The 13,738-nt window shown below is 67.8% G+C and carries 12 protein-coding genes and 1 other RNA gene; 6 read left to right on the top strand and 7 right to left on the bottom strand.

Annotation, left to right across the window (positions count from 1 at the left end):
• Window positions 1–93 precede the first annotated feature (93 nt).
• From panB to MKW15_RS17725, 3 genes are read left to right on the top strand one after another with little or no spacing between them, the layout of a single operon-like run.
• Window positions 94–948, top strand: a complete 855-nt coding sequence (panB, locus tag MKW15_RS17735; RefSeq protein ID WP_240860480.1) for a 3-methyl-2-oxobutanoate hydroxymethyltransferase — start codon at window positions 94–96, stop codon at window positions 946–948.
• A gap of 53 nt (window positions 949–1,001) precedes the next feature.
• A complete protein-coding gene (pip, locus tag MKW15_RS17730) occupies window positions 1,002–1,952 on the top strand; it encodes a prolyl aminopeptidase (RefSeq protein ID WP_240860478.1) in 951 nt (316 codons plus the stop codon).
• Between the two features lie 51 nt (window positions 1,953–2,003).
• Window positions 2,004–3,494 carry a CYTH and CHAD domain-containing protein gene (locus tag MKW15_RS17725; RefSeq protein WP_240860476.1) on the top strand — a complete coding sequence of 497 codons (1,491 nt, stop codon included), beginning with the start codon at window positions 2,004–2,006 and terminating at the stop codon, window positions 3,492–3,494.
• A 236-nt stretch (window positions 3,495–3,730) separates the two neighbouring features.
• Here MKW15_RS17725 and ltrA read toward each other — a convergent pair whose 3' ends face one another.
• The 3 genes from ltrA to MKW15_RS17710 all read right to left on the bottom strand — a co-directional run bounded on the left by ltrA (window position 3,731) and on the right by MKW15_RS17710 (window position 8,157).
• The gene (gene ltrA / locus MKW15_RS17720) at window positions 3,731–5,044 is read right to left on the bottom strand and encodes a group II intron reverse transcriptase/maturase (protein WP_240860563.1); all 1,314 of its coding nucleotides are present in this window, start codon (window positions 5,042–5,044) and stop codon (window positions 3,731–3,733) included.
• A 620-nt stretch (window positions 5,045–5,664) separates the two neighbouring features.
• Window positions 5,665–7,086: an RNB domain-containing ribonuclease gene (locus MKW15_RS17715; RefSeq protein WP_240860474.1), complete on the bottom strand. Its 1,422-nt coding sequence runs from the start codon at window positions 7,084–7,086 to the stop codon at window positions 5,665–5,667.
• A 42-nt stretch (window positions 7,087–7,128) separates the two neighbouring features.
• On the bottom strand, window positions 7,129–8,157 hold the full coding sequence (locus MKW15_RS17710) for an alcohol dehydrogenase catalytic domain-containing protein (protein WP_240860472.1): 1,029 nt from the start codon (window positions 8,155–8,157) through the stop codon (window positions 7,129–7,131).
• A 202-nt stretch (window positions 8,158–8,359) separates the two neighbouring features.
• Here MKW15_RS17710 and rnpB point away from each other — a divergent pair.
• Window positions 8,360–8,786, top strand: an RNA gene (rnpB, locus tag MKW15_RS17705) — RNase P RNA component class A.
• A gap of 16 nt (window positions 8,787–8,802) precedes the next feature.
• Here rnpB and MKW15_RS17700 read toward each other — a convergent pair.
• From MKW15_RS17700 to cobC, 4 genes are all read right to left on the bottom strand, one after another.
• Window positions 8,803–9,456 carry a histidine phosphatase family protein gene (locus MKW15_RS17700; protein ID WP_240860471.1) on the bottom strand — a complete coding sequence of 218 codons (654 nt, stop codon included), beginning with the start codon at window positions 9,454–9,456 and terminating at the stop codon, window positions 8,803–8,805.
• 3 nt (window positions 9,457–9,459) lie between these two features.
• Window positions 9,460–10,197, bottom strand: a complete 738-nt coding sequence (locus MKW15_RS17695) for a zinc ribbon domain-containing protein (protein ID WP_240860470.1) — start codon at window positions 10,195–10,197, stop codon at window positions 9,460–9,462.
• 82 nt (window positions 10,198–10,279) lie between these two features.
• Window positions 10,280–11,413: a Nif3-like dinuclear metal center hexameric protein gene (locus tag MKW15_RS17690; protein ID WP_240860469.1), complete on the bottom strand. Its 1,134-nt coding sequence runs from the start codon at window positions 11,411–11,413 to the stop codon at window positions 10,280–10,282.
• On the bottom strand, window positions 11,410–12,507 hold the full coding sequence (gene cobC, locus MKW15_RS17685; protein WP_240860562.1) for an Rv2231c family pyridoxal phosphate-dependent protein CobC: 1,098 nt from the start codon (window positions 12,505–12,507) through the stop codon (window positions 11,410–11,412). Before cobC ends, MKW15_RS17690 begins: the two co-directional genes overlap by 4 nt.
• Window positions 12,508–12,537: 30 nt before the next feature.
• On the opposite strand from cobC, the gene MKW15_RS17680 reads away from it, so the two are divergent.
• Both MKW15_RS17680 and MKW15_RS17675 read left to right on the top strand, forming a co-directional pair.
• A complete protein-coding gene (locus MKW15_RS17680) occupies window positions 12,538–13,224 on the top strand; it encodes an HAD hydrolase-like protein (protein ID WP_240860468.1) in 687 nt (228 codons plus the stop codon).
• Window positions 13,217–13,693, top strand: a complete 477-nt coding sequence (locus MKW15_RS17675) for a low molecular weight protein-tyrosine-phosphatase (RefSeq protein WP_240860467.1) — start codon at window positions 13,217–13,219, stop codon at window positions 13,691–13,693. The genes MKW15_RS17680 and MKW15_RS17675 overlap by 8 nt, the downstream gene beginning before the upstream one ends.
• The last annotated feature ends 45 nt before the right edge of the window (window positions 13,694–13,738 follow it).

The raw sequence follows: 13,738 nt of genomic DNA, 5'->3' as shown, positions 1-13,738 counted from the left end.
GGGTTCTGCGTCGTGTCCCCGATGGGAGACTAGAGGAGTCCGTGATCAACCCGGGTACCCGCCATGCGGGACTCGAGGCAGAAAGAGACAACGATGTCCGAAACTTCGGTCTATGGTGCTGCTCCCACCACTTCTGGCACCACTCCCGCTCGTCGCCGCAAGACCCGCATCCAGCATCTCGCCCAGATGAAAGCCGAAGGCGAGAAGTGGTCGATGCTCACCGCCTACGACTATTCCTCGGCACGCATCTTCGACGACGCCGAGATCCCCGTACTGCTCGTCGGCGACTCCGCCGCCAACGTGGTGCTCGGCTACGACACCACCATCCCCTGCACACTCGACGAACTCATCCCCCTGATGCGTGCCGTGGTGCGCGGCGCGCCCCACGCCCTCGTCGTCGCCGACCTCACCTTCGGCAGCTACGAGGCCGGACCGCAGCAGGCCCTCGAGTCCGCGGTCCGCATCTTCAAGGAGTCCGGCGCTCACGCAGTCAAACTCGAAGGCGGCGAACGTGTCGCACCGCAGATCGCCGCACTCACTGCCGCAGGCATCCCGGTGATGGCACACATCGGCTTCACCCCGCAGAGTGTCAACGGCCTCGGCGGCTTCCGGGTCCAGGGTCGCGGTGACGGGGGTGACCAACTCATCGCCGACGCGATCGCCGTGCAGGAGGCCGGCGCCTTCGCCGTCGTGATGGAGATGGTCCCGGCCGACCTCGCAGGCCAAATCACCCGCAAGCTCACCATCCCGACGGTCGGCATCGGCGCGGGCAACGAGACCGACGCCCAGGTTCTCGTCTGGCAGGACATGGCCGGAATGACCGACGGCAAGACCGCGAAGTTCGTGAAGCGTTTCGGTGACGTCGGCTCCGAGCTCCGCAATGCCGCAGTGCAGTACGCCGACGAGGTCCGACGCGGCGTGTTCCCGGGTCTCGAGCACTCCTACTGATCGACCGGCGCCCTCCGACTCCGATCGCGCATTCCGCACCCTATGGTGTGACCATGCGCGATCTCTATCCGCCGGTCGAACCGTACGCCGCCGGCCATCTCGATGTCGGTGACGGACAACAGATCTACTGGGAGACCTCCGGCAATCCCGACGGCAAGCCCGCGGTGTTCGTGCACGGTGGACCCGGCGGCGGAACCTCACCGGACCAGCGTCGCTTCTTCGACCCCGACCGCTACCGCATCGTCCTGTTCGACCAGCGCAACTGCGGCCGGTCGCGTCCGCACGTGGCCGACGGCGCAGACCTCACCACGAACACGACACCTCACCTGATCGCCGACATGGAGGCACTGCGCGAGCACCTGCTCATCGACCGATGGCAGGTCTTCGGCGGGTCATGGGGTTCGACACTCGGACTCGCCTACGCCCAGACGCATCCCGATCGGGTCACCGAGCTCGTGCTGCGCGGGATCTTCTTGCTGCGTCGCAGCGAGATCGACTGGTACTACAACACCGGGGCGTCGAACATCTATCCGGACCTGTGGGAGTCCTATCTGGCTCCCATCCCGGCCGACGAACGCGATGGCGACCTCGTCGCCGCCTACCATCGGCTGCTCACCTCCGACGACCCCGCCATCGCGCAGGCGGCGGCGAGCGCCTGGACCGGTTGGGAACACTCGACGAGTTATCTGCTGCCCCGACCGGATGCCACCGACGAGGGTTCCCGTTTCGACCTGGCCTTCGCCTCGATCGAGAACCACTACTTCGTCCATCACGGCTTCCTCGACGACGGTCAGTTGCTGCGCGACATCGACCGCATCGCACACATTCCGGGTGTCATCGTGCAGGGACGCTACGACGTGGTGTGCCCGATGCGCAGCGCGTGGGATCTGCACCGCGCCTGGCCATCGGCGCAACTGCACGTCGTCGACGACGCCGGGCACGCGTCCTTCGAACCCGGCATCAAACACCACCTGGTGACGGCCACCGACGCCTTTGCGGAGTGACGATCGCGGGACCGTAGACTGACCAGACCGACATTCCCGACAGGAGGCACCGTGGCCGCATCCGAGCAGATCGAGATCGAGCTCAAATTCGATGTTGATGCCGGCCAGAGCGCCCCAGATCTACGCGCGCTGCCGGGTGTCGTGTCGGCCGTCGAACCCGAGACCTTCGCCTTGGACGCAACCTATTTCGACACCGAGACACTGGATCTCGCCGGCAACGCCATCACCATGCGACGCCGTACCGGCGGCCCGGATGCGGGGTGGCATCTCAAGCGTCCGAGCTCGGTTTCGGGGGCCCGTCGCGAGACCCGACTGACCTTCGATCAGGCCCCCGCCGACGGCGACGTGCCCACCGAACTGCTCACCCCGGTCCTCGCCCTGACGCGGTCCCGACGACTCGCGCCGGTCGCGGTCATCTCGACCACGCGCACGGTGACCGTGCTGCTCGGACCCGACGGTGTCCGGCTGGCGGAGTTCGCCGAGGATCTGGTGACCGCTCAGTCGCTGCTGCCCGGCGGACACAGCCAGCAGTGGGCCGAGTGGGAGTTCGAGCTGATCGACGGCGACAACCGGCTCCTCAAGGCCGCCCACAAGGTCCTGCGCTCGGCTGGTGGCCGGGAACCGTCGAGCGCTTCCAAACTCGCCCGCGCGATCGGCTCGACTCCCACCGCCCACGAACCGCGGCTCTCCAAGAAGCCCACGGCACTCGAACTCGTCGTCACCGACATCGCCCTGCACCGCAATTCGCTGATCGCCTACGACCCCCTCGTCCGGGTCGACGCGGAGGACGCCGTGCACCAGATGCGGGTGTCCACCCGACGTCTGCGCAGTGTCCTGTCGGGCTTTCCGACCGTCCTCGACGCGGAACGGACCGCGCACCTCAACGGAGAACTCAAACTGTTGGCCGGAATCCTCGGCGAAGCGCGCGATTCCGAGGTCCAACTCGCACTCGATGAATCTCTCCTCCGCGATGAGCCGGCATCCCCGACCCTCGTCGACGCGCTCGCCGGAACCGAAACCGCCACGCACGACCGCGCGATTCGGGCAGCCCATTCGGCCATGTCGTCGGCCCGCTACTTCGCACTGCTCGACGCCATCGACGAACTCATCGCCGCACCGCCCCCCGGCCCGGACGCCGACATCCCCGCGACCGATGCCGTCGACAAGGCGATCGACAAGAGCCGCAAGCACATCAACAAGGCGCAGGGCCGCCTCGCCGAACTCCCCGAGGGTTCCGACGAGTGGGAAGAGCAGCTGCACACGATCCGCAAGCGCGCCAAGCGACTCCGCTACAGCATCGACGCCGCCGAACCGCTCGGCAAGAAGAAGTACAAGCAGGTCGGCGCCGTCGCCAAGGAAATCCAGTCCGCCCTGGGCGATTTCAACGATTCCCGGATCAATCGGACCAAGCTCGCCGAACTCGCCGCCAGCGGTCGACTGCCCGGGCCGGACATGTTCATCCTCGGACGCATCGACGCCCGCCTCGAAGCGGACGGCGAAAAGGCCATCGCCGACTACGTCAAGTCCGCCAAGAAGCTCTGATCTCACCCGCTCCGCAACCCCCACCCGCTCCCCGAGCCGCCACCCCGCTCCCTGAGGTGCTCGAGGCGCTAGCCGAGAGCCTCGAAGGGCTGGTGAGAAAAGGGAATTGGGCGACCACGCAGCGAGTCTCACCAGGGGGCTTCGAGGCTCGTCGACTTCGAATCGAGTAGGAGGGCCGGGTTTCCCGGCCCTCCTCTCACACCACCGTACGTGCGGGTCTCGCATACGGCGGTTCGTCAGGTCGTCTGAAACTTGGCCCAGGCATGGTGGAAGGTGATCAGGCCCAACCGGGCCCAGTAGGCGTTGGTCAGTGGTCGCTGCAGAATGGGAGAGCCGGAAACCGGCCACGAGCCGCGACTGCTGCCGCCCCAGGACCGGGCTTTGCCGGCGGGAACGCCCAGCGCGCGCAGTTCACGGGCGCGGGTTGGGCCTTGCTTCCATTCTTTCCACCGAACCTGCCGCAACCGGCGACGCATCCAGCCGTCGAGACCTCGGAACTTGCCCTCGGTCTCGGCCATACGGAAATAGCCCATCCAACCTTGTACGTACTGGTTGAGTCGCATGAGGCGGTAGCCCATCGACACACTCCAGCGCCGAGCGGTCAACGCCCGGACACGTGCTGTCATCCGGGCCCAGGCCTTGGGTGCGACCCGTAGCTTGACCACCTCGGCAGCGAAGTAGAACCCGAAACCCAGCAAGGTCGCAGCCTTGGCCGGGTTGATCGAGGACTTGCGCCGATTCACCTTCAATTTCAGCCGCTGCTCCAACAGTCGGGTACTGGTCTCCAGTACCCGCTGCGCGGCCCGCTCGGACTTCACGAACACGCGGATATCGTCGGCATACCGAACGAAGCGGTGCCCACGCGCCCACATCTCCTGATCGAAATCATCGAGCATGATGTTGGACAACAACGGCGACAACGGCGACCCCTGCGGAGTCCCCACTGCCGTCGGCTGCCGCACCCCATCGGCCATGATCCCCGCCTCAAGATAGGCGCGAATCAGTTTGAGCAACCTCTTGTCTGACACTTTCCGCGCAACCCGGGCCATGAGGATGTCGTGGTTGACCCGATCAAAGAACGCATCCAGATCTACCTCGACCACCCACCGATACCCCTGCTCGATCACCAACCTGGCGACCTTGACCGCATCGTGGGCACTCTTACCCGGCCGGAACCCATAGGAGACCGGCACGAACCCCGGATCAAAGATCGGGGTCAGTACTTGCGCGATAGCCTGCTGGATCAACCGATCCAGCACCGTGGGCACCCCCAACTTCCGTTGCCCGCCATCAGGTTTGGGAATCAACACCTGACGGACCGGCGACGGACGGTACGCGCCCGCATCCAACGCCACCTTGACCTCACCCCAATGCTCCCGGCACCACCCACCCAACTCGCTGGTGGTCATGCCATCCACACCAGGCGCGCCCCGATTACGATCGACACGTTCCTTCGCAACGGCCAGGTTCTGCGGGGAAAACACCTGCTCCCACAGACCCTGGCCATCCCTGACGTTGCTCCCAGCATCCGCCGGACGACCACTACGCACAGCCGAAGGCTCTTCCGGATTCACCGGTCCCTCCTATCGTCTGCCCCACCACACGTGGGTTGGCGGCGATCACCGTCGTCGTCACGAGAAATGCTGTTCACAACCATCAATTCCTGACGTTCAGCCCTTCCCAGCACTCACGATTCCCGCTGGTACTACGGCCTCTGCTGACTTCTGCCCCGTCACCACCACCCTCCCGGATGGTGCCGCTCCGACAACAACCTCGTCGGCGCACCAGGACAGATCTCCCCAGATAAGAACATTCACTGTCCTCCTACAACCGCCGCATTTACACACCAGCCGCTTCGGTGGAACGGGCTTCACCATGCGTCGCTGGCTCACCCCAGCTGGCATGCCTCACATGCGGTTCGTGTACCTCGGTGCAGGATTTCGTCTCCGGCTTCCTTCCCACCCCACCTCACGGTGACGCAGTTGCCCTCGACTAGGAGTTAAACCACCTTCCTCTCCGGAGGACTTCCACCTCCAAGTGAATGCCCATGCTGGGCGTACGACGCTCCATGCTCGTACCTCGCATGGGGCTCCTCAGCCCGGCGGCTTGCGCTCCTCGCACCTCAGCCAGCGGGGGCGGAGGGGCTGCGGCGACGGGAAGGGGACAGCCCTCACGCCGGCGCGAACGACACCGACCGTGTCACGGGGTCGGCGGCGGTCAGCGTCACGGTGATGCTGCTCCCCTGCGCGGGTGAACCCTCGCACGACGCCACCACGGCAGGTTCGGCGATGAAGATGCGCGCCGGTCGTTTGCCGTCGGCCTCCTGCAAGACCACCGCGTCGAACCGTTCGCCGACGCGGTCGGCCAACACGACCGCCTCGGCGAGATCCACGCTCGCCCGATCGGCCGCCGACCCGAGCGAATCCGCGGACCGCAGGATCTTCGGGAGCGTCGGCAATGCCCGGACAGTCCAGTCCGGCAAAGGCTTTCCCGACGTGACCGACAGGCATACCTCGGTGGCGAACCGATCGCCGAGCCGACGCAGCGGCGCGGTGACATGCGCGTAGACGCCGCCGATCGCGGCGTGGATCATCTCGTCGTCCGCCGGAGGGTCTGCGGGGCCTGTGCCCACGCCCAGCGGTAGATAGCCCGCACCGCGCATCAGTGCACCGGCATGCGACATCACGGCCAGCGTCGTCGGTGCGTCGCGCGGCAGTCCGGCCAGAAACTGTCCGGGCGTCTGCCCGTCCGGCCACGGCACCCCGAGAGATCGTGCGGTCGCACGCAATTCGGCGACGGCATCGCGCGCGGCCGGCGGAAGCGTCCGCAACAGTCCGATCCCGGCGTCGCGCATGATCTGTCCCGCACACCGTCCGGTCAGCAACGACAGTTGTGAGTTCCAGAGGTCCGCGGGCGTTCGCGGAGCGATCTGCAGCGACCACCCATCCGGCCCCGACACCACCTCCTGATCGGGCAGATCCAGTTCGATGGCTCCCGCCGCCAGCGCCACCCGATGCCGCAGCTCCCCGAACTCGGGCAGGGCAGCGATCGACGGGTGCAGCCGGGACGCCACCGCGTCCGCCGACACACCGGCATAGTCCAGGCGCGCAACCGATGTCACCAAAGCACGACGCACCGCCACGTCGGCGACCTCGCCGTCGTGCGTGACGCGGATCGTCCACAGCACGGCGGACCGTTTCTGGTCGGGCAACAACGAACCGGCACCCTCGGAGAGCACACGAGGATGCAGCGGCACCGACCCGTCCGGGAAGTAGATGGTGGTCCCGCGTCGGCGGCTTTCCGAATCGAGCGCGCCTTCAGGTCGCACGAGCGCGGCCACGTCCGCGATCGCATAGTCGACGACATATCCGTCGGCATCCGAGCGCAGGTGCACGGCCTGATCGAGGTCCATCGATCCGGGTGGATCGATGGTGACCAGCGGAACGTCGGTGTGGTCTTCACGTTCGGCCGCATGCGCGTCGGTCGCCTGCTGCGCCTCCGCCAGTGCGGCAGCGCCGTAGTCCTCGTTCACGCCGAGTTCGATGCGGATCGCCTCGAAGTCGATGTCCGGCGCCGACAGCCTGCGTTGCACGCCTTCGACACTATCCCCGCCGCGCCGCAACCCGCGGCCGCCTCACGACAATTCGAGTGCCACCTTGACGCAATCGGCCGATCGCGCAGCGGCCAACTCGTAGGCGCGCGGCGCTTCGTCGAACGGCAGATGATGGGTGACGATGCCGCTGGTGTCGAGGCGACCCGACTGCACCTCGTCGACGATCGTCGGCCACAACTGCTGCACCGGGGCGGTCGTCGAGCGCAGGGTGACGCTCCGCACCAAGCACATCGTCGCCGGGAACGGATAAGGGTTGAGGTCGTGCACACCGATCACCGAGACGGTGCCACCGGCCCGCACGCAGGTCAGCCCCGCGTTCAGGGTGGCGTCGGAGGCGACGGCGTCGACCACCGAGTCGGGACCCACACCGCCGGTCGCCTCGGTCACCGCACCGAGATCCGCGGGGTCGAGGGTGATCACCCGATCGGCTGCGGCCCGCGCACGCCGCCCGGGAACCGGGTCGACGGCGAACACCGTTCCCACCCCTTGAGCGAGAGCACTGCGGACCGCACACAGTCCGACCGCCCCCAACCCGAAGACGATCACGCTCCCGCCCTCGGGGACATCGGCGCGTGCGACACCTGCCCACCCGGTGACCAGGTTGTCGGTGAGCAGCAGCGCCGTGTCGGTGTCGACGGCGTCGGGCACGGCCAGCAGATGGAAGTCGGCAGCAGGCACCGCGAGCAGTTCGGACTGAGCTCCGCCGAGCAGTCCACCCCCGAAGATGACCAGTCCCCGCACGCACCGGGTCGGGTCGAGCGTCGCGCATCCGGCGCACTGGCCACACCCACTCACCGACGACACCAGCACGCGGTCCCCCACCCGATGATTCGCGACGTCGGCTCCCACCTCCACCACCGTGCCGACCGCTTCGTGACCGAGCGCCAGCGGTGACACGAGCGGATAGTCGCCGTCGAAGAAATGCAGGTCGGATCCGCAGATCGCCGACGATTCGATCGCGACGATCGCACCCGCCGAATCGGGCAACACCGGATCGGGGGTGACGTCGATGCGCACTGCTCCCGGGTTGTCGATGACCACACTGCGCACGCGACGCCTCCTCCTCTGCCCGGACGGCTGTGTGAACTTCGTCGGCGCCGTCACGGTGCGTCAGACGCTACCGACCCCCACCCCGCGGCACGCGAAATCCGCTCATTCCGTGGGGTATTCGCCGTCAACGACATTGCCGCGAACCGTGTGGGGCCAACCGGTCCGGCCTGGCCAGGGCGGCAGGCTATCCTGGATGCGCGAACGAGTCGGCCGGGCGGCCGCGGCGCGCGGAACGGCCAGCCAACTGGTGCGCCGAGCGCCGAGGAAAGTCCGGACTCCACAGAGCAGGGTGGTTGTTAACGGCAACCCGGGGTGACCCGCGGGACAGTGCCACAGAGAACAGACCGCCGACCGTGAGGTCGGTAAGGGTGAAACGGTGCGGTAAGAGCGCACCAGCGGAACGGGTGACCGTGCCGGCTAGGTAAACCCCACCCGGAGCAAGGCCGAAGCGCGGATCGCGGTAGCAATACCGTCATGCGCGTGCGCGGGTGTCACGAGGGCTGCTCGCCCCAGCCCGCGGGTGGGCCGCTCGAGGTGCCCGGTGACGGTGCACCCAGATGGATGGTCGCCGCCGCCCCGCGGTTTCCGCCGGGGCGGCACAGGATCCGGCTTACACGCCGACTCGTTCGCCCTCCCCGACCGCTTTCAGCGCAAGTGGGAGGTGTCGTTGACGAGGCGTACCACCGAACCGCCGTCGGGAAAGAACTCGGTGATCGACACCGACGCCAGGTCCAGGTGCAGTCGGAACAGCAGTTCCGGACCCACTCCGAGCGCCTCACGCAGCAGCGACTTGATCGGGGTCACGTGCGAGACCAGCACCACCGTCTGTCCTGGATACCGCGCAAGCAGTTCGTCTTTGGCGGCGCTCACGCGCTCGGCGACGGCGGCGAAGCTCTCGCCGCCCGGCGTCGGGACCGTGACGTCCGACAGCCATCGCGCATGAATCTCCGGGTCGCGCGCCGCCGCCTCGGGAAAGGTCAGACCCTCCCACTCGCCGAAGTCCGTCTCGATGAGTCCCGGATGCTCGACGACGTCGAGCCCCATCTGTCCGGCCACCGCGCCCGCCGTATCCAGCGCGCGCTGCAACGGCGACGACACGATGGCCACCGCGTCGAATTGCTTCGCCAGTCCGGCTGCCGCAGCCGCGGCCTGCGACCGCCCCATCTCGGTCAGCACCGGATTGCCGCGGCCCGAGTACCGCCGCTGCACCGACAGTTCGGTCTGACCGTGGCGCAGCAGGATCAACCGAGTGGCCTCACCGCGCTGCCCTTGCCACGACGGGGTCTTTGCGTCGGCCACGCGCTACAGCCCCGACTCCGCGGTGCGGACCAGGATCGCCCCGCACTCCTCACACCGGATCACCTCGTCGGAGGATGCGGCAGAGATCCGTGCGATGGTGCCGCGGTCGAGTTCCATTCGGCAGGCACCGCATCGCCGGGCGCGCAGCAGTCCGGCTCCCACTCGTCCGGCCGACCGCTGACGGTCGTAGACCGCGAGCAATTCCGGGGCCACCTCTGCTGCGATGTCGTCGCGCCGGCGCTGCTTGTCCCCACGGTCGGTCTCGATCGAGGTGATCGACTCCTCGCGTCGTACACGCACCGCGGCGAGCTTGCCCTCGAGGTGTTCGATGGTCGCCGCCGCACGTCCGCGTTCGGCTTCCAGCGCCTCCTGCTGCTCCATCACCGACAGCAAGTCGTCTTCGAGCACCGACCGGCGTCGGCCCAGACCGGCCAGCTCGTGCTGCAGCTCCGACAACGCCTTGGGAGCCAACCCACCCGCGGTCAGAAGCGCCGAGTCCTTCTTCTCGCGTGCGGCCATACCGGTGACCTCGGAATCGATCCGACGATACTCCCGGGTGAGATCCTCGCCGGAGATCTCTGACCGCACGAGGTCGTCGCGGGCCGCGTCGAGTTCACGTTCGGTGTCCGCGATCTCGGCATCCTCAGCGAGGGTGGCGCGTCGGTGGTCCAGGCGTGCGATCTCGGCGTCGGCGTCCGCGAGTTCGAGCAGCAGTCGCTGGGCACCGGCCTCCGCGATCATCGGGGCCTCCTGAGTTCGGGCATCCCACAACCGTACGCGCCGCCACACGCGACACCGCAGGCGAGGCGACTGCGCTCGGCGATCACCCGAACCGGTGGACCACGAACGGATCGGTGGGCTTGTCGTACACCTCGACGTCGAGACCCAACCGGTCCGACAACAGCCCGGCAGCCTGTGCGCACCATGGAAACTCGGTCGCCCAGTGACCCGCATCGACGAGCGCTGGTCCGCCCGCGCGGCGGGATTCATCGACCGGGTGATGGCGGAGGTCACCCGTGAGATACACGTCGACGCCGATGCGCCGCACCGCGTCGAGCAGCGAGTCACCCGCGCCGCCGCACACCGCGACGGTCGATATCTGCGCATCCGGGTCGCCCGCGGCCCGCACCCCCCAGGGACTGTGCAGCGCGGCCGCCGCCTGCGCGGTGAACTCGGCGAGAGTCACCGGCCGGGCCAGGCTGCCCACCCTCCCCAATCCGAGATCGCTGTCGACGTCGGCGAGTTCGAAGATGTCGAAAGCGGGCTCCTCGTACGGATGTGCCGTTCGCAGTGCCGCCAGGACAGTAGCGCGGAGGCCGCGGACCGCGACCATCTCCACCCGGGCCTCGTCGACATGGGTGCGCATGCCGATCTCGCCGATGGCCGGCGTCGCCGCCTCCTGCGGTTCGAACTGCCCGGTACCCACCACCGACCACGCGCAGTCGCGGTACTCGCCGATCGCCCCCGCGCCCGCGGCAAACATCGCCTCGCTCACCTGCTCGGTGTTGCCCTCCGGCACCATCACCACCCACTTGTCCATGGGGGCAACGGGTTTGGGTTCGATGGGGACGGTATCGAGCACACCGAGCGACGCCGCGAGGGCATCCGAGACGCCGGGTCGGGCGCTGTCGGCGTTGGTGTGCGCGGTATGCAGGGCGATCCGATGGCGGATCAGCCGATGCACGACCCGCCCCTTGGCGGTGTCGGCGGCCACCGAGTCCACGCCGCGCAGCAACAGCGGATGGTGCGCGAGCACGAAGTCGGCCCCTGCGGCGATCGCCGCGTCGACCACTCCATCGGTGACGTCGACACACACCAGCGCACGGCGTACCGGTTCGCCACGATCGCCGCAGACCAGCCCCGCCGAATCCCATGGCTCGGCCAACACCGGCGGGTATGCACGTTCGATCTCGGCGACCACGTCGCCCACGAGAAGTGATTCATCGGTGGCGCTCATGATTGACCTCCAGTCCGACCCGCTCGAATCTGCTCGATCGCGGCCACCAACTCGGCGACCGGCTCGGCGGCCCGCACCGCCAGGCGTAGATGCTCGGCGCCGAGGCCGACGAAGTTCACGCAGCCACGCACCGCGAAGCCCCGTTCCGCCAGCCCCTGCTTGATCACCAGCGCGTCGGGCACCTCCACCAGGACGAACGGCGCGCGCGGTTCGGCCGCCACCCGAAGTCCGATGCGTTCGAGTTCGCGGCACATCCGCTCTCGTTCGGTTGCGACCGCCGCCGCCTGTTCGGCCCGGTAACGCTCACCACGCTCGCTCAGGCAGGCGGTCAACGCGGCGAGCGCCGGCGTCGACAACGCCCACGGCCGACGCCCGGCACTGAGCATCTCGATCACCGGCGCAGCGGCCAGCAAATAGCCGGCCCGCAGCCCGGCAAGGCCGAAAGTCTTTGTCACACTGCGTATCACAATCACGTCCGGCCAGGACTCACCGGCCAGCGATTCCGGTTCGGGCCGGCCGTCGGGCCCTTCGGTCAGATCGGCGAAGGCCTCGTCGACGACGATGATGCGACCCGGCCGCCGCAGCGCCGCGATCGCCTCGCGGGCGTGCAGCACCGACGTCGGATTGGTCGGGTTGCCCAGCACCACGAGATCGGCGTGCTCGGGAATCGCCGTGTCACCGCCGAGACACCACGGCGGTGGCAGCGTGACCTGGGTGATGGGCACGCCGGCCGCCCGCAGCACGAGTTCCGGTTCGGTGAACGACGGCTGGATCAGCGCCGCATGTGCGGGCGCGAGCCTGGGCAGCATCTCGAAACCGTCGGCGGCCCCGGCCAGCAACAGCACCTCACTCGGGTCCCGACCGTGCGCGGACGCGATCGCGTCGATCGCGCGGTCCTCGTCGGCGGCGGTCGGATAGCGGGCGAGGTCGTCGAGCCGGTCGCGTACCGCGTCGATCACGAAGTCGGGTGCGCCGGCCCGCACGTTCACGGCGAAATCGACCAAACCGGGACGCGCGTCTCGGTCGCCGTGACGGTCCAATGCGTACAGGCCGCCCTCAACTCCCACCCCTTGTGCGCGCAACCCGGATGTCATGACTTCAGACATTACGTGCACGATGAAGAGGTGACGTCGCTGCCAGACCCCCGCAATCCGGCCACCACGCTGCTCGTCGACCTCGACGGCACCATCACCGACAGCTTCGAGGGCATCGCCAACAGTTTCCGCCATGCCCTGGCCGCGGTGGACGCACCCGAGCCCCCTCCCGAGGTGGTGCGCGGAATCGCCGGCCCGCCCATGATCGATTCGCTGCTGGCGCTCGGACTCACGTCCGAGGTCGCCGACGAGGCGATGGCCGCCTACCGGCAGCGGTATACCGAGACCGGCTGGCTGGAGAACTCCGTCTTCGACGGTATGGACCGCGTCCTGGCCGACCTCGCGTCGACCGGCCGGGTGCTGGCCGTCGCGACATCGAAGAACCAGAACACGGCGCGGGCGATTCTCGAGCACTTCGGGCTGGCGTCGTACTTCCAGGTGATCGCCGGTGCCAGCGACGATGGGTCACGACGGCAGAAGTCCGACGTCATCGAGCACGCGCTGAACGAACTCGGCATCACCGTCGACCCCGCGACCCGCCATCCGCGGGTGCCGGTGGTGATGATCGGCGACCGCAGCCACGACGTCGACGGTGCGGCCCGATTCGGGATTCCAGCGATTCTCGTCGGATGGGGTTACTCTCAAGTAGGCGAAGGCCGCGATGCGACGTGGACGGTCGCATCGATTGCAGATCTGCGCGAGGTATTGGGTGTCTGAACAGCTACACATCAGCTTCGTCTGCACCGGCAACATCTGCCGATCCCCGATGGCCCAGAACATCTTTCGTTCGGCACTCGACGACGCGGGGCTCGGCGACGCGGTGCGGGTGACCAGTTGCGGTACCAGTGGTTGGCACGTCGGGGAACCCGCCGACAACCGTGCACGTACCGAATTGCTGGCGCACGGCTACTCCGACGCACACGTCGCCAGCCAACTCGGTCCGGAGCACTTCAACGCGGATCTGCTGGTCGCGATGGACTCCGGGCATGTCCACGAACTCGAGCGCAAACGTCTCGGGGACCGGGTCCGGCTACTGCGGTCGTTCGACGAGGCGGCCGATCCCGACGACCTCGACCTCGCCGACCCGTACTACGGCGGCAACGACGACTTCACTGTGACGCGCGAGCAGATCGAACGGTCGATGCCCGGCCTGATCGCCTGGGCGACCGAGCGTCTCGACGAGTGAGGCGGGGGGGGGGGGGGGGGGGGGGGGGGGGGCCGCCGGGGCCGC

It is taken from the genome of Gordonia gummivorans (genome assembly GCF_022513585.1).
GTDB lineage: Bacteria > Actinomycetota > Actinomycetes > Mycobacteriales > Mycobacteriaceae > Gordonia.
This window is presented reverse-complemented; position numbering and strand designations above follow the sequence as displayed.